This window comes from Rhodococcus sp. 06-221-2 (assembly GCF_002258365.1).
GTDB lineage: Bacteria > Actinomycetota > Actinomycetes > Mycobacteriales > Mycobacteriaceae > Rhodococcoides > Rhodococcoides fascians.
Genome location: NZ_NOYJ01000025.1, coordinates 410155 through 425765, shown reverse-complemented (window position 1 = coordinate 425765; position 15611 = coordinate 410155). Strand labels below are relative to the sequence as shown.

14 protein-coding genes are annotated in these 15611 nt (G+C 62.7%); 3 read left to right on the top strand and 11 right to left on the bottom strand.

All coding sequences use genetic code 11. The features are described from left to right. Window positions 1–38: 38 nt before the first annotated feature. Window positions 39–923, bottom strand: coding sequence for a PD40 domain-containing protein (locus CH281_RS14430; RefSeq protein ID WP_057474932.1), 885 nt, complete (start codon window positions 921–923; stop codon window positions 39–41). Between the two features lie 702 nt (window positions 924–1625). Here CH281_RS14430 and CH281_RS14425 point away from each other — a divergent pair. After that, entirely contained in the window at window positions 1626–2048 is a 423-nt protein-coding gene (locus CH281_RS14425; protein WP_048320302.1) for a hypothetical protein, read from the top strand. A 142-nt stretch (window positions 2049–2190) separates the two neighbouring features. Here CH281_RS14425 and CH281_RS14420 read toward each other — a convergent pair whose 3' ends face one another. Further along, the gene (locus CH281_RS14420; protein ID WP_094694550.1) at window positions 2191–2958 is read right to left on the bottom strand and encodes a potassium channel family protein; all 768 of its coding nucleotides are present in this window, start codon (window positions 2956–2958) and stop codon (window positions 2191–2193) included. Window positions 2959–3675: 717 nt separating this feature from the next. After that, window positions 3676–4455 (bottom strand): SMP-30/gluconolactonase/LRE family protein, encoded by a 780-nt coding sequence (locus CH281_RS14415; RefSeq protein ID WP_256983544.1) that lies wholly within the window; start codon window positions 4453–4455, stop codon window positions 3676–3678. A gap of 363 nt (window positions 4456–4818) precedes the next feature. Here CH281_RS14415 and CH281_RS14410 point away from each other — a divergent pair, with 363 nt between their 5' ends. Beyond that, entirely contained in the window at window positions 4819–6807 is a 1989-nt protein-coding gene (locus CH281_RS14410; protein ID WP_094694546.1) for a TerD family protein, read from the top strand. A 34-nt stretch (window positions 6808–6841) separates the two neighbouring features. Here the strand turns inward: CH281_RS14410 and CH281_RS14405 are convergent, their stop codons facing one another. Then, window positions 6842–7786 carry a phosphotransferase family protein gene (locus tag CH281_RS14405; protein ID WP_218829781.1) on the bottom strand — a complete coding sequence of 315 codons (945 nt, stop codon included), beginning with the start codon at window positions 7784–7786 and terminating at the stop codon, window positions 6842–6844. Window positions 7787–7917: 131 nt separating this feature from the next. Between CH281_RS14405 and CH281_RS14400 the strand changes: the two genes are divergently transcribed. After that, the gene (locus CH281_RS14400) at window positions 7918–8382 is read left to right on the top strand and encodes an SRPBCC family protein (RefSeq protein ID WP_027497200.1); all 465 of its coding nucleotides are present in this window, start codon (window positions 7918–7920) and stop codon (window positions 8380–8382) included. 16 nt (window positions 8383–8398) lie between these two features. On the opposite strand, the gene CH281_RS14395 is transcribed toward CH281_RS14400, so the two are convergent. From CH281_RS14395 to CH281_RS14365, 7 genes are all read right to left on the bottom strand, one after another. After that, window positions 8399–8773, bottom strand: coding sequence for a hypothetical protein (locus tag CH281_RS14395; protein ID WP_143544808.1), 375 nt, complete (start codon window positions 8771–8773; stop codon window positions 8399–8401). A gap of 197 nt (window positions 8774–8970) precedes the next feature. Then, the gene (locus CH281_RS14390; protein ID WP_094694540.1) at window positions 8971–10824 is read right to left on the bottom strand and encodes a DEAD/DEAH box helicase; all 1854 of its coding nucleotides are present in this window, start codon (window positions 10822–10824) and stop codon (window positions 8971–8973) included. A 153-nt stretch (window positions 10825–10977) separates the two neighbouring features. Beyond that, entirely contained in the window at window positions 10978–11796 is an 819-nt protein-coding gene (locus CH281_RS14385) for an Fpg/Nei family DNA glycosylase (protein WP_027497198.1), read from the bottom strand. Window positions 11797–11843: 47 nt separating this feature from the next. Next, window positions 11844–12224 carry a VOC family protein gene (locus CH281_RS14380; protein WP_048320311.1) on the bottom strand — a complete coding sequence of 127 codons (381 nt, stop codon included), beginning with the start codon at window positions 12222–12224 and terminating at the stop codon, window positions 11844–11846. Then, window positions 12224–13843, bottom strand: a complete 1620-nt coding sequence (locus CH281_RS14375) for an MFS transporter (protein WP_370878705.1) — start codon at window positions 13841–13843, stop codon at window positions 12224–12226. Before CH281_RS14375 ends, CH281_RS14380 begins: the two co-directional genes overlap by 1 nt. Next, window positions 13840–14673, bottom strand: a complete 834-nt coding sequence (locus tag CH281_RS14370; RefSeq protein ID WP_094694538.1) for an NmrA family NAD(P)-binding protein — start codon at window positions 14671–14673, stop codon at window positions 13840–13842. Before CH281_RS14370 ends, CH281_RS14375 begins: the two co-directional genes overlap by 4 nt. A gap of 40 nt (window positions 14674–14713) precedes the next feature. Continuing rightward, window positions 14714–15535 carry an alpha/beta fold hydrolase gene (locus tag CH281_RS14365; RefSeq protein ID WP_032366147.1) on the bottom strand — a complete coding sequence of 274 codons (822 nt, stop codon included), beginning with the start codon at window positions 15533–15535 and terminating at the stop codon, window positions 14714–14716. Window positions 15536–15611 lie beyond the last annotated feature (76 nt).

Sequence of the window (15611 nt, the reverse complement as noted above, 5' to 3'; positions counted from 1 at the left end):
GGCGGAGCGAACCCCGAACATGCCAAATAGCTTGCGGGTCAACGTCCCCCGCTCACGGTCGGCATCTGACCGCTCAGAGAGCGTGGAGTCAGCCGCTTCTGGTCGGACCCGTCGGGGTTCATCGACGCAATCTCGGCCTGAGAGCCGGTAGCGACATCGGTCACCAGTTCACCCGTCTGTGTGACCGCTCGGTCGTACAGGATGCGCGAGCCGTCGGGCGTGAACTTCGGATGTACCGAGTAGGTATCGGTGAGAGGCGTGATCTCCCCTCCGGCGGAGGGCATTGCGTAGATCTCCGAGCCGTTGTTGCCGCCTCGGTTACTGGAGAAGACGAGCGTCGACCCGTCAGGCGAAAAGGCCGGGTCGGAGTTCCAGAACTGGTCGCGCAGAAGCACTGTCGATTCACCGCCGTCGGCAGGTACTTCGTTCAGGTAGCCGCCGGTGACGTAGACAACCCGTGAGCTGTCGGGCGAGAATGTCGCTCCGAACGCCGACTCTTCTTGCGCGATGACGTGTGCGTCGGACCCGTCGACGTTCATGATGTTGATGCCGCCGTTCGCGGTGAACGCGATCTTGGATCCGTCGGGTGAGAAAGCCGGTTGGTAGCCACCTTCGAATACCGATTTCGATTCACCCGACTCGAGGTCGAGGATCTCGATGAATCGGCCTCGGGCGTACGCGAGATGCTCGCCATCGGGGGAGAGGGCAGCGCCGTTCGCGTAGTTCGGGTCGCGGCTGTCTTCGCCCACGGTCGGGGTGACCTGACGCAAGCCGGAACCGTCGAGGTTCATGACGAACAGTTGGCCCCATCCGTCGTCGAATGCCACGACCACCGGTGTCGGCTCGGGTGCGGGCTCGTCGGCGCATCCTGTGGCGAGCAGTGTCAGCGCGACGAGTGCGAAGATCAGCCGGATCCGGTGCATCGGGAAATCATCTCAGAACTGCCAACGTGCAGAACCCTTCTACGAGGCGTGGCCTCTTGTCGAGGTCGTGAAACTGTCGTTCGACATGCCTCACTTGTCGATTCTCAGGGCTGTGCCTATCCACGGCGGTGCCCGCGGACAGGGATGTTGCATCGTGGAGTTCGATCGAAGAATTTTCGTGTCGGTGCTCTGTGCGACTCTGCACGGCATGGCGATCTGCATGGCGTGTGATCTGGAAATGCTCGATTCAGTGGGTTGCACGTGGCGGCCCAGTCGAATACCCAACGGCAGGAGCAAATGCCACGACTGCGGTGCCCCGCCGCGAACGCTTCACCACCCGGGGTGCGACGGCGAGCGGTGCAGATGTGGACAGATGCTGTCTTGCGGCAGCGGATGCGCGGTGGATGAGTGCGAACGTGAAGACGGCCACGACTACATCGACGGGAGCTGCAGGTGGTGCAACGAACCGTCCGGACAGCTCCGCGTCGTCGGCGGCGCATGACCCTACCGGCGGGTATCAGGACTTCCGACAGGACCCAATAGACCCCCCAAACTGCGAGGGACAAACCCGGCGCGGTCGCGGAGTTGTAGACGGTCAGGGTATCGGTACGTCGCGTCGCGGACCCAGAGGCGGAGGCATAGTCGATTTCTTTCCGTCAGGTGCTGGTTCGAGAGCGCACTGCACTAGGGCATCATGGGCCTATGAGTGATCTCGAGTACCTCGCCACTTTGCTCGCTGCGCTGGACGCGGAGATCGCGCGAGTTTCGGCCTCCGAAGCCGGGTCCGACGAGCAGGCGTCGGCCATCGACGACGCAGCCGCCGCTGTCTTCAGGTTGCGTGAGAAGGTCAAGGCCGGTTACCCCGGCAAGAAGGCCTACTACCTTGCGGCGTCGACCGATCCCCAGGGGATCAGAGTCGAGGGAATTTCTGCCCTGCACGGCAAACGCGCCCACGAACTGGTCCAAGACGGTGGTTGGATGCACGCAGATTCCAGCACTGTTCTCGATGCTCTCGATGACGACCAAATCAGTCGGTACCACGCGATCGCTGGACGCGGTGTAGCGCAGACGTTCCGGGACTCACGCGAATACTTGGGGACGGCGACAGGTCTCGCCGAAAAGTAGACACGCGCAATAGTTCGTCGAGTCGGCCGAACCCACCGATGGTGAGTGCTGACGCTCGGAACGCGAGCATTGCCGTTCAACGCCGCGATATGGATATCTGTCGCTCAATTCAGTTGAGGCACCGAAGGTAGATCAGCTTCGATCAGTGCGTGTCGATTCGCCCTGCACTGTTGGGTGTCGTGGACGCGGCCGTACCGAGCCCCTCGGATCGCGACGCGAGTTCGATTCGCAACGCAGCGATTTGCGAGGTCAACTCGGCCACCTGCTGCTGCGTCGCGGTCTGGTTCGCGTCGTCCTGCTCGGCGACCTTTTGGACGAGCCATGACGCCAGGGTGGCTGTGACGACTCCGAGCAATGCAATGCCTGCAACCATGAGCCCGACGGCGATGAAACGGCCCGTCGCGGTGGACGGTGAGAAGTCGCCGTAGCCGACTGTCGTAACAGTGGCGATTGCCCACCACAGGGCATCGGGAAAAGTCTTGATAGTCGCGGCTGGTTCGGCGCGTTCGGCGTCGAACATTGCGAGTGACGCGACGAAAACCAACAGCAAAGTTCCGGCGACGGCATACGTGACTACCCGCCCCCGCAGCGCGCCACCGATCGAGCGTTGCAGCAGGCTGACCAAGGTAAGAAGACGGAGCAGTCGTAATGGCCGTAGTACAGGCAGGGCGACGACGGCGAGTTCGTGCAGGTGCCGCACGAACCAGCGTGCGCGTTGCTCCGCAAGGGCCAGTCGCACGAGGTAGTCGATGCCGAACAAAGCCCAGATTGCGATGATCGCATACTCGGCGACCTGTGCCCCAGTGCCGGTTGGCTGGCTCAGTACGGTCCAGGTGTAGATCGCAAGGAAAGTCAGAGCCGATCCGGCAAGCGGCCATTCGCTTGCTCGCTCCCATTGCCGATAGTTCATGAGCGGGGACTGCACTGCGTGTCGATCAGATTTCTGGTGGCCGGCCGTCGCGTACTGGACGGCCCCGTGAAGTCGACGAGTAAGGCGTCGACGTGTCGGCTGCGCGGCGCGGCGTCGACGAGTTCGTCGTCCTTGACACACCTTGCCGAGCAATCACACGGTGATAGGTGTTCTCCGAAGCCGGGAGCCTCTCCTGTGGGTGTTGTCGGTAGTCATGTGCAGTGCCTCGGTGGTCATCGTCCTTACCTGCCCGCGCCTCCCGCTCAGTTCTTCGTCAACACGAAAAAAGCTCGTATACAACACTTCTCGGGGCAACATCTGTGACTTCATCAAGTAGCGGTCTCCGTTCTGGGGGGCTTTTCCGAAGAAAGCGGATACTGAAGGCCACTCGATTCCAGTGAGCAGTGCAGTGGAGCGAACGGATAGATGTCGAGCGATGAGGACTCATCCGTTCCAGTGTGTATAGGCTCGACCGTCGAAGTCGGTTTTGTCCACAAGGGTGGACGGATGGGCGAATACTCATGGCACTGGCAGATCTCGACACTGGCAACCCGCATTGGCTCAACGCCGTCATGTTTGCCATCGCGGCGGTCATAGCAATAGTTCTTACCTGGTGGTTCTTCGGCAACGACAGATAGCCGAGGCGAACACGTGGCTGTCCAGGCTGAGTCGATGTCCCGGATCGCAGTGGTATTCAGGTTCTGCAGGGCTACCGGGTCAGGATCTCACCGGTGCAAGATCCACGCCGGGTGGGGGAGTGAGGCGTCGGAGTGTGCCGTCGAACACGGTTGCATACAGTGACCATCCGTTGGCTGACGGTCCGATGCGTACCGAACTCGGTCCCGTCCATCCTGGCGAAATACCAGCTGCGATAACGCATGTTGTCCCTGTCCTGGGGTCGATGCTGTACACGGAACCTTCTACGTGTGCGGCGACATACAGCGTGCCGGCGTCGGACATGGTCAGGTCGTCGAGTCCCGGAAAGAATCCCGGCACTGTAGCCACCACAGACCAATCGTCGGGTGCTTCGAGGGGTACTTCGATGACCTGGCCCGTGAACAGATCGTCGGTGTACACCCGGCTGTGGTCCGGGCTGAGCGCCAACCCTTCTGATCGAGGAACGGGCGACCAGTTCTGTTCGACGTCGCCGGCGGTTGGGTCGTACCGAGTCAGACCTCGGGAAGGCGAGCCGATGTCCGTGCCCACGTCGGTGGTGAGAAAGTCCCCGTTCGGCAGTCGGAGAAGTCCGTGAGCCGCCATGTCGGTCACCGCGCTGACCTCGCCGGTACGGGTGTCGAATTGCGAAAGCCCTGGACCGGCAACAAAGTAGAGGATGCCGTAGTGCAACTGCATCCCCCGCGGAGCCGCGAGGTTGTCGAGTACCGGGTCGACGTGACCGTCTGCATCCACGTTCACGATGCTGGAGGCTCCGGATACGAAGAACCCGCCAGCTCCGTCGGGCTCGAGATTCTCGGGTTCGTCGAGTCCGCTCGTCACGGTCTCGACCGACCAGCCTGCACATGTCATGGGCGGCGGGCTCGGCTCAGGTGTTCCGGCGTGAGCAGGTGCAGCCGTGAGAGGCGCAAGCGTAACCACCGCACCGACGAGTAGAAGTGTACGAAGTCTGTTCGAAGCCAGAGACATGGTGCGAACGATAGTGGAGACCGTGCGGTCGGAAAATTTGAGTCGATGTGGGGGACAGGCAGCTAGCGCACAGCAGGGTGCACAGATCGTTGATCTCGGACCGAATCGGCCTAGCCGTAGATCGAACGAATGAATGTCGAGCGAGGGCGACTGACACCGGTGCGTTGTGAATAGGGTGAGCAACGCAAGTCCGTTTGCCGACAGGAGCGTGTCAGCGTGAGTTCACCCATTCTCGTCAAGGGCCAGAATATTTCCTTACCGGACGAGGCGACACAGCTGGATGTCATCGTGTCGTGGGTCGACCCGGAGCGAGACCTCGATGCATCCGCGCTGTTGGTGACATCGACCGGACACGTTCGGTCGGACTCGGACTTCGTGTTCTACAACCAATCGGAGTCTGCCGACGCATCAGTGCGTTATCTCGGCAGCAGTAGCACCGATGAAGGCAAACAGGAACGGCTGTCGATCCATCTCGACTCTCTCCCAGCAGATATCGAGAAAGTAGTCATAGCGGGTAGCTCGGACAATGCTCCGTTGGGCGACTTCGGAAAGTTGTCGCTCCAAGTACGGGATCAAACCGGATCGGTGCTGGGGGAGTTCCTCACTGCCGACGCCACCGCCGAACGTGCGCTGGTGTTCGGGGAGGTGTATCGAAGGGCCGGTGTCTGGAAACTGCGCGCGGTCGGGCAGGGTTGGGAATCCGGGCTTGCAGGGCTCGCAACGGATTTCGGCGTGGACGTCGACGACGGCGAACCGGAAGGCGGTGCCGACGATGTGGTCGTCGTCGAGGTCGCGGATTCGCACGTACAGGCTACGGACCAGAACGGTGAGCTCGTCGATGTGTCGCTTGTCGACGTCGAACCCACCAAGCGCGGCGTGCGAACGAAGAAGCCGTCCGTGAAGAAGGCCAGTCCGCCGCAATTCACGCTTGCTGGGGGAGAGGGCTGGCAGACGGCTCGGCTGTTCTCCATTTCCGGCGTCGGGTCCGGTGAAGAGCAGGAGAAGCGGGCCACGTCGGCACTGATCGCAACGATGCAAGCGGTTCGTCCCTTCGCCCGAGCGATCTGCGCGCACGCTGGCGCACCGTCAGGTCCATTCGAGGGTTACCTCGAGGTGCAATTCGTGAAAGGCGAAGGCAAGGTCATTCCGGACGGGGTTTTCCGGGTGTCGCGTGCGGGGCAGGTATGGACGGCATTGCTCGAAGTGAAGACAGGCACAGGCAAGCTGCAGAAGGAGCAGCTCGAGAACTACCTCGATGTCGCCAAACGGCACAGATACGAAACGGTTCTCAGCCTGTCCAATGACATCCCGGCCTCTGCAGGCGAGCTTCCGGTGCAGGTCAACAAGACCAAGCTCAACAAGGTTTCCCTGCGACACATCTCGTGGTCCGAGGTAATTCACGAAGCCCGAATGTTGCTGTCGCACGGGGACCTCGCCGACTCGTTACAGGTGTGGATCCTCAGTGAGCTCGTGCGCTACCTGACGCACCCGAAATCCGGTGCGACAGAGTTCGTCGACATGGGTCGCCACTGGGTGGCGGTCCGGGATTCCGTCACCGCGGGAACCCTTCGCTCCAGTGATGTCAAAGCTCTGTCGGTTGCGAACACGTGGGCGTCGCTGTCGAGGCACCTGGCGTTGAGGATGACGGCCGATCTCGGCGTCACAGTCAAGCATCACCTTCCGAGGAAGTTCAACGGAGATCCTCAGGCACGCAACGAGTACATCGTCGACCAGCTCGTGGCCTCCGGATGCCTTACTGCCACTCTGCGCATCCCCGACGCTGCCGGAGACGTCACCGTCGAAGCCGATATGCGTACCAACAAGATTCAGTGCAGTACCGCTATCGACGCGCCGACCGACGGGACCGCGCTCAGACGAGCATCATGGCTACTGAGACAACTGAAGAACGCTCCCGCAGACATCCTGGTCGAAGCCGTGTTCGCAGACGCGAGCGAAGTATCGTGCGAGAACCTGGCAACTGTACGAGCAGACACGAAATCACTCACATCAGGCCGGACCAGCGAGCTGCAGTATTTCACGCTGACGTCCCCGACGAAGATGGGCAGCAAGCGCTCAGGGTCGGCGGCCAGCTTCATCGGTAGCGTGACCGACGGTCTCGACGCGTTCTACCGGGATGTCGTGCAGCCGCTGAAGCCGTGGACGCCTTCTGCACCGGAAGCGACCACTCACACATCTGATGAATGACTCTGCTGCTGACTGGACCCCGGGTTGAACGGCTTCACATATCTACGTTCATCGTCAGCGCCAGGTAAGTGTTCAAGCGATCCTCGATGACTGGTCCAGAGAGGTCTGTCCGGCCTGCTGCGCGCCACGGCACTACCCACTGATGCAGCTCTTCGGAGCACGCAAGTGAACTTCGCACTCGCCAATATCGACGGTCGGACCATTCGGCGGCGAGGACGCCTCCGGCCTCGGTGTATTCAGCAGCGAATCGCAAACCCCACAACGGCCCGTGCAGAAGTGCGAGATTCGTGCAGCAATGCGCGACGTCGAGATCCGCAGGTCCGCTACAAATCCCGGCCCAGTCGAGCACACCGGAGACGGCTGGCCCGGTAGGTCCTGTGTCGAACAGAACGTTGCCGGGCTGAAAGTCCCTGTGCAGCAACCGGGCCTGGGAGCGCGACGGTGGGCGGCCGATGACTCTGGTCGCGGCCGACCAAATATCGGTGTCGGCGGTCGGTGGAACGACGGCGCTCTCTGCAATAGACCCTGTCGAGTATCTGCGAAGCCCGGCTTTCACGGGGATCGAGTGAATTGCCACAAGAAGCTGCGCCAAGCATCGGATACGGGTCTGGATGCCGTCGTCGTACAGCGGTTGCCCGGGCAGGAGGGTCATGAGAAGCGATGGATGCGCGCACTGCGTCGCGGCAAAGTCGGCTGCAGCCAACAGAGGCGTGGGGATGCTGTCGGACTCGAGCAACGTCAGAGCCTCAGCCTCGCGTCTGAGCCATTCCTCAGCGTGCTCCTGCGCTGACGGTGCCGTGTAGCTCTTCAACACGAGCACGCGAACGGCGTGCTGATCATCTGCCACAGTGAGCCGACGCACCTCGGCCGTGATGCCTCCGGTCATCGAGTCCACGGCCGTCACACGTTCGCCGGGTTCGAGGTGTTCGAGAACCCAGGTGGCAGTGGAATGAGCAAGATCGGTTGACATAACGGTCATGCCTCCGTCCCGCTGCGCTGGGTGCCGCAATCCCGGTGTCGGCCGAGCATCTCACCAGGCAGCCTTCGCGGTCCACCTGTTTTCGGCTGTATCCATGATTGAGGATCCGGCGTATTGGGCATCGTGCAGATATGACAGAGAACGCAAAGCTGACAGTGGAACGCACCATCGAAGCGCCCGTGGACGCAATTTTCGACGTCCTGTCCAATCCCGAGCGGCATCAGGCACTCGACGGCTCGGGATTCGTACGCGGCGTGGACCACGCAGACCGAATTCAGAAGGTCGGCGAGAAGTTCACGATGAACATGCAGGGCGATCACATGGGTGGGGAATACCAGACCGACAATGTCGTCACCGGGTACGCCAAGGACAAGCTACTGGCATGGAAGACCGCGCCGGCCGGCAACGAGCCTCCCGGATGGGAATGGTTGTGGGAACTGGAGTCTCAGGGACCCAACGAGACATTGGTGCGGCACACCTACGACTGGTCGAAGGTCACGGACAAGAAGCTTCTCCAGCAGATCGGGTTTCCCCTGGTCACCGAGGATCAGCTGAACGACACACTTGCACGCCTCGCTGTCGAGGCAACGTCCTGATCTTTCGGGCATACGTTCAGCCGTAGAACGCCGCTGCGTCGACGCTCTCGATGTGCATCCATCGAGCTGGAAAGTCCGTCGACGCAGCGGCTTCGGCGAGGTCCAGGCCACGTATAGCCAACGCCGTCGTGGGTGACTGGTCCACGATCAGACTGATCGCGTACGTTGCTGCGGTGACGTGAACGCAAGGATCAGTTCTGCTGGAACAGGTGCATGCCGTGTCGACGTCCATGGGAACCGGTGCCAGACCCCCCGATACCAGCTCCGCGTGAAGCGCGTCGGGCAGATCCCCGCTCCCTCTGCCGTGAGTCGGATGACTGGCGACGATGCGCAGAGCCGCCCTTTTGTGAGCCGCCGAATAGCGCGGCACCGTGAATGTCGCGGTCTCCATTTTCTTTCCTGCCGAGACCATGCAGCGAAGAGAACCGATCGTGTTGGTATCCACGATGGCCGACTCGCTACGAGCCAGGCTCCGCGCTCGAGGAAGCATGGGATTGGGTCGGGTAGCGGTGATTGGCTCGACTCGACGCAACCATTCCTTGCCCCATGGAGTCGCACCGAACGGCGGGGGCTGGGGAGTGGATGCCATCACCGTGCCACCGACAGCGACAACGTCTGTCTGAGTGTCGAATCATCCAGTGCGGCAAGCGCTGCCTCGTTGTTCCCCTCGGTCAACCCTGCAATTGCTTTCTTCCGGGCGTGCAGCGACGCAATGTACTCCTCCAATGTTCCTTCGGTGGTGAGCGCCATGACTGTCACAGGCGAGGTCTGTCCGATTCGATGTACCCGGTCGGTTGCCTGCGATTCCACCGCCGGATTCCACCACCGGTCGTAATGGATGACGGTGCTGGCCCGGGTGAGGTTCAACCCATAGCCGGCCGCTTTCAGGCTCAGCACCATCACGGGACAGCTACCGCCCTGAAACTCGTCCACCATTCTCTCGCGCTGGTCCACGTCGAGTCCGCCGTGGAAGAACGGTATGGCGGCTCCAGTGACACGCGCGAGATGGCCGGCGAGAAGCTCACCGGTCTTGCGGTACTGGGTGAAAACCAATGCTGTCTGCGACGATTCGGCGAGCTCCTCGATGATGTCGGTGAGCCTGTCGAGTTTCCCGGAACGGTCGGGCGACGAAGACATGTTGCCGTTCACGAGACCCGGGTGGTTGCAGATCAGTTTCAGAGAGGTCAGCAAAGCGAGCACCGCAGTCCCTCGGCGTTGTGTAGAACCGAAACCGGTGTCGAATGCAGCCTCGACCGTCGAGTTGTACAGCATCGCTTGCTCGTTCGTGATCGGGCACAGTACGTCTATCTGCTGTTTGGGTGGAAGGTCGGTCGCCACTTCGTCTTTCGTCCGTCGGAGGACGACCGGAGCTATGGAATGGGACAAGTGCGCAAGCGCAGCCGCCGAACCTGCGTTCTCGATGGGTGCGGAAAATCGCCGAGTGAAGCGTGCTCTGGTCCCGAGCAGACCCGGGTTGGTGAGGTCGATCAGGGCCCACAGTTCGTCCATGCGGTTCTCGACCGGGGTGCCGGTCAGTGCGATGCGAGTTGTCGAGCTCAGTCGTCGCGCGGCACGGGAAACCTGCGTGCGCGAGTTCTTCATGACGTGCGCTTCGTCGAAGAAGACCGTGTTCCAACTGATCTCGGCCAGACGGTCGGTGTCGGAGCGCAATGTCGGATATCCGGTCACGGTCACGCAGCCGACCTCGCCACATCCACCGAGCGAGCGGTTCGGTCCCCGGTAGACATTGACCGTCAGGTCGCCGGCGGAGAACTTCTCGATCTCACGTCGCCAATTGCTGATCAGGGATGTCGGGCACACCACCAGAAAATTGCCTTCACCGCGCGAGGCTCCCACAATCATGTGGGAAATGGCCTGCAGAGTCTTGCCCAACCCCATCTCGTCGGCGAGAATTCCTCCACCCCCGGCTTCTCCGACGGTCGGAATCCAGGACGCACCGTGCACCTGATACGGCCGCGGGGTGAAAGTGGACGCACTGTCGCCAAGACTGCCCTGCATGTGCAGGCTGGTGCGTAGGGCATCGACGGCACCGTGCGCGGTCGACACGCTGGACCCGCCCGTGTTGGGCACCGCGTACGCCGCCGGGGGGAGTGACTCCAGCAGCGATGCAGGAATCTCGGCGTAGTGGGGCCGGTGTTCCAGGTGGTCCAGAACCGCCAGCCACCCCCGGGCCGACGCGCTTTCCGGGAGGCCTGCCGATGGTGCCAGTGCCGCTTCGAGTTCGACGCGACGCGGCTCGACGAGCTGCGCTTCGACGGTCCGTACTGCCACGGAGCCACCCGTATTGGGAAGTGTCAGTTCGATCGGCGTCGTCGCTGTGGTAGCCGTCCTTGTGGAATCACGTTGCCAGACAGCGAAACAGTGTCGACGGGGCAGGTAGGTGACCTGCGGAGCGAGGCCCGTGTCGGTCGTCGAGAACATGCAACCTCCAGCCGAGTGAGCGCTTCGGTCGACCCGAAGCTGCCCACACGGTACGTGCCCGAACGGGATTTCGCCGCATTCAACAGCGTTTGACAATTCCGAAAAATGCTGTCCTACAGCGCTATCGAGCAGCACGCAGCGGCGCGGAACCGATCAGGATTGCTCGCGCGAACACCACCACGTGGTGCGGCCGCCCACCGTTCCGCGAGTCATCGGAGCACCGCATCGTGGGCACGCCGCGTCCGCCTTGCGGAACGGGATGATCTCACCGGTGTGCACGCCACCCTTCTTGATCGCTGACCTGATGGCGCGACGCAGAACAACGCGGAGCTCGTCGAGTTCCTCGGTGGTGAGGGTCTTTGCCCGTCTGGACGGAGATTGCTCGCTCTGCCACAGCACCTCGTCGGCCAACAGATTGCCGACGCCTGCGATTGCTGCTTGGTCCAGCAAACGTGCTTTCAGAGGTGCTCCGCTGGAACCGATTCGGTGCCGGAAGTCGTCGCGCGTGATCTCCGCAGCATCGGGCCCCAACGCATCGATATCGGGTTCGAGGCGCACTCGGCCGAGCCGGCGCTTGTCGAAGAGCCGGAGCTGACCCCCGTCTTCGAACGTCATGGCAAAGCGTGTCCACTCGGGCTTGTCGGTGTCGCGCTCGCCCACGTGCGGATCGCCGCCTCCGTACTGCGACGTGCGATCGCCGTCAGGAGCGGTGACAATGACGCGGCCGCCCATTCCGAGATGGATTCCCAGCGTCGGACCGCTGGACCCGTCGGCGGTGACGGTTTCGCACCACATCGCCTTGCCACGTCGACATGCCTCGGTGAGCTTGCCGCCCTTCAGGGCGTGAGCGATATCGCCCGGCATGTGTGGGCGGCACTCGAACGAGTCGGTGTCATCGATGTCGACGATGACGCGTCCGAGGGCTTTCTCGACGACCTGTCGAGCGTTTTCGACTTCGGGTAGTTCGGGCATGAAGCGGGTGTACCCAATTCGCCGGCTCTATGCGCGAGCCTGTGTCGTCAGGCGCGCTTCCTACCGGTGGCGAACTGTCTGAAGCCGATCAGGTTGCCGAACGGATCGAGAACCTGGCACAGACGTTCACCGGTGAACACCGATTTCGGCCCTCGATGCACGACGCCTCCGCGATCGACGCAGCCGGCGACCACTGCGTCCACGTCGTCGACGTTCCAGTACGAGACCGACCCTGCGGTCCCCGCGGGGCGGTTGTACGAATCGGTGACGTGGACGGTGAGCCGGGTTCCTGAGACGTCGAACGCGGCGAGTTGCTCGTGTACGTCGACGGGGTCGGTGCCCAGGAGCGTTCGGTACCAGTCGACGGCGGCGGCGAGGTCGTCTGCGAAGTAGAAGACGTTCCCCACGCCCGAGAGTGCGTTGTCCATCATTGTCCGTTCGGGTTCGCTCGCACAGACAGTGCGATGTCATGGGTTTCGGTGTGCGTAGCACCGTCGACGGTGTGGGCCAGCGCTTTCTGCACCACGTCGTGGTCGGAGCCGGTCCACCGTTCTTCTCGCTGACGTCGGTACTGGCTCCACGACGGCACAGTGAACTGCTCGACCACGGTGTCCTCGACGTCCAGACTCCGGTACAGGTTCCAGGCGTACGCCCCCGTTCGCTTCCGCGCGATCCCGACCGGAGCCATCGACGTCAGAAACTGCTCCAGAGCGTCGTCGACCACTCGGTACGTAACGGTGATCCGCACCGGCCCGTCGTCCGGATCGGGTTCGAACATCACGGTCGGGGTCGGCCACGCCATGGACACCGCACGGTCGAGCACGCCGGTCTCGGGTCGCAGGGGGAGGACTGCGACACTCGCAGCGACGAATGCCAAGGCGGCTACCGCGACCGCGAGTGCGTCGACGATGCCGATCTTCGACGCCAACCATCCCCACACGAGCGAGCCGATGGCCTGAGAACCCATGAAGACCAGAAGGTAGACCGACATCCCGCGCGCTCGAACCCAGGTGGCGAGCGAAAGCTGGATAGACGCATTCAGTGCGGTCAACGTCGTGATCCAGGCAATGCCGGACAACAACAGCGCCGGGACCACCGCCCACAGCGGAAGCCACGCGAGCGCTGCCATTCCCACGCCGTACCCGACAGCAGAGCCGACGAGCAAGGTGTTTGCGCCGCAATGTTTTCGGAGCATCGGTGTGGCGGCAACGCCGATCACGGCTCCGACCCCGAGTACGCCCAACAACACGCCGTATCCCACCGAGCCCAGTTTCAGTACCGACGACGAAGCCGATGGCAGTAGCGCCCACAATGCAGAGGCGGGGAAGGCGAACAACGCCGAGCGCAGAATGATTCGTCGAACGATCGGGCCGGACCGGATGTAGCGGACCCCGGACAGGATCGACTCGGCAAGGCCTTCTCGATCCGTTTGTGGATGTTTCGGGCGTTTCCATGCAATCAGCACGCTCAACGTTGCGAGAAAGGAGGCGGCGTTGATGGCGAACACGAAGGTCGGCCCGGCCAACGCCACCAGTACCCCGGCAAGCGCCGGTCCGACGGCCCGCGCCCCGTTGACGGTCACGCTGCCCAGCGCCGAGGCGGCCGGGATTTCTTCACGGCTCACCAGCTCGGGCTGAATGGCCTGCCAGGCGGGAGCGGACAGTGATGTCCAGCAACCCAATACGAATGTGCAGGCGAGCAATCCCCACGGAGACAAGGTGTCGGTCCATGCCAGTGCGGTCAACATAATTCCGGTCAGCATCGAACCGGCACCGACCGCGATGAGCAGAACGCGGCGATCGAGCGCGTCGGCGAGCGCGCCTGCCAGCAGGGCCAGCAACAGGGTGGGTAACAGACTTGCTGTCTGCACGGCGGCGATGATGGTGGTCGACGCCTCACGTTCGACCAGGAACCACTGCGCACCGACGGTCTGCATCCAGCCGCCGATGTTCGACACCAGCTGTGCGATGAAGAGGCTGCGGTAGACGGTATTCCGTAGCGGTGACCACGCGGACGGTGCTGCCGGCGTGGTGTCGGTGGCGCTCACGCCAGTCCCGCCGACCATTGCGCGAATGTCTGCCATTCGACCTCGGGATATCGGGTGCGCAAGCCGTCGATGTCCGCGTCGTATCCGACGTCGGTCAAGAATTGGAACATCGCTCTCATGTCCTCGGAACCTATGTCCCGTGCCCGGCTCGAATACGGCTGCACCGAGGTTCCGAGAACGTCGCCGAGAGTGTTCGCCATGGCCTCCAAGCTCGGATCGTCCGACGCGAGATCGATTCGCATCTCGCGAAAGTGCGCGGGTTCGGTCAACACGAGGGTGACGAACCGCCCCAGATCCCGCCGCGACAGCTGCTGTAATGGAGTGTGGAGCGGCAAGGGCAGATCGAGGCGGCCGGCCCTGACGTCGTCCAGTCCGCCGAGAAGGTTGTCGTAGAAGTAGGTGGGGCCGACGATCGTGTACGACAGCCCAGCTCGACGCAGCAGTGCCTCGGTTTCGGCCTTCGTCTCGAAATGCGGTATGCCGGTGCGGCGGTCAGCGCTCGCAACCGAGGAGAACACCACGTGCGGAACCTCCGCGGCGATCGCCGCATCGACGAGGGCTGCGCCCTGAGCCAATTCGGCCGCGGGACCGTCCTCGAACGGCGTCGTCATCACGAACGCACCGGCACTGTCTCTCAGTGCAGCCGCGGACGATTCCCGATCGGTGATGTCCGCGACGACGATCTCGGCACCTCGCTCACGTAGCCGATCCGCGCGGGCCGAATGACGCCGCACCACTGCGCGCACCGGTAGCCCCCGCGCCAGCAGGGCATCCACCACCGCGCCGCCCTGCCCTCCGGTTGCTCCGACGACTGCGTACGGTCTGATCATCGTGTTGTCACCTTTGTTCCGGAGGGCGAGAGCGGGGCTGCTACTGGGCGATGAAGGCGAGAATGTCTGCGTCCAAGGCCTTCTGGTAATCGCCGTAGATTCCGTGCGGTGCACCGGGGTAGACCTTGAGGGTGCCGTGCTGGACGAGTTCTGCGGTTTTCAGCGCCGCCGCGGCGATCGGCACGATCTGGTCGTCGTCGCCGTGGGCGATGAAGATCGGGACGGTCAGCGCTTTGAGATCCTCGGTGAAGTCGGTCTCGGAGAACGCCTTCACGCAGTCGTATGCAGCAGTCAGATTGACCAGCATCCCCTGTCGCCAGAAGTCGTCCTTGGCGCCCTGGGAGATGGCGGAGCCCTCACGGTTGGCACCGAAGAACGGCTCGGACAAGTCCTTGTAGAACTGCGATCGATCGTAGAGAACGCCGTTGCGGATGTCGTCGAGTGCTTCGATCGGCGTGCCCTCGGGGTTGGCCTCGGACTTCAGCATGACCGGGGGAACGGCACCGGCAGTGATCACCCGAGCGACACGGCTGCCACCGTGCTGCGCGGCGTACCGCACGACCTCGCCGCCACCGGTCGAGTGTCCGATGAGGGTGAGTTCCTGCAAGTCGAGGGCCTCGACCAGTTCGGCCAGATCCTTGGCGTAGGTGTCCATGTCGTGGCCGACGGCAGTCTGCGAGGACCGGCCGTGGCCGCGGCGATCATGTGCGATGGCGCGGTAGCCGGCGTCTGCGAGAAGCTTCAGTTCGAGCTGCCAGGCATCCGAGGACAGTGGCCAGCCATGACTGAGCAGAACTGGCTTTCCGGTGCCCTGCTCGGTGTAGTAGATCTCGGTTCCGTCGGTGGTGGTGATGTACGGCATGGCCTGCTCCCTGGTTCGGTTCGATTGGGTACCGACAACATTCGTCCGTTCCCGGTTCGAGAGCGTCGCCGCTGCC

Bases quoted from the DNA above. Each gene is read 5' to 3' on its own strand.
- CH281_RS14365 (WP_032366147.1), bottom strand. From the start codon at position 15,535: ATGCCGTACATCACCACCACCGACGGAACCGAGATCTACTACACCGAG.
- CH281_RS14425 (WP_048320302.1), top strand. From the start codon at position 1,626: ATGAGTGATCTCGAGTACCTCGCCACTTTGCTCGCTGCGCTGGACGCG.
- CH281_RS14400 (WP_027497200.1), top strand. From the start codon at position 7,918: ATGACAGAGAACGCAAAGCTGACAGTGGAACGCACCATCGAAGCGCCC.
- CH281_RS14395 (WP_143544808.1), bottom strand. From the start codon at position 8,773: ATGGAGACCGCGACATTCACGGTGCCGCGCTATTCGGCGGCTCACAAA.
- CH281_RS14385 (WP_027497198.1), bottom strand. From the start codon at position 11,796: ATGCCCGAACTACCCGAAGTCGAAAACGCTCGACAGGTCGTCGAGAAA.
- CH281_RS14420 (WP_094694550.1), bottom strand. From the start codon at position 2,958: ATGAACTATCGGCAATGGGAGCGAGCAAGCGAATGGCCGCTTGCCGGA.
- CH281_RS14390 (WP_094694540.1), bottom strand. From the start codon at position 10,824: ATGTTCTCGACGACCGACACGGGCCTCGCTCCGCAGGTCACCTACCTG.
- CH281_RS14405 (WP_218829781.1), bottom strand. From the start codon at position 7,786: ATGACCGTTATGTCAACCGATCTTGCTCATTCCACTGCCACCTGGGTT.
- CH281_RS14430 (WP_057474932.1), bottom strand. From the start codon at position 923: ATGCACCGGATCCGGCTGATCTTCGCACTCGTCGCGCTGACACTGCTC.
- CH281_RS14370 (WP_094694538.1), bottom strand. From the start codon at position 14,673: ATGATCAGACCGTACGCAGTCGTCGGAGCAACCGGAGGGCAGGGCGGC.
- CH281_RS14380 (WP_048320311.1), bottom strand. From the start codon at position 12,224: ATGGACAACGCACTCTCGGGCGTGGGGAACGTCTTCTACTTCGCAGAC.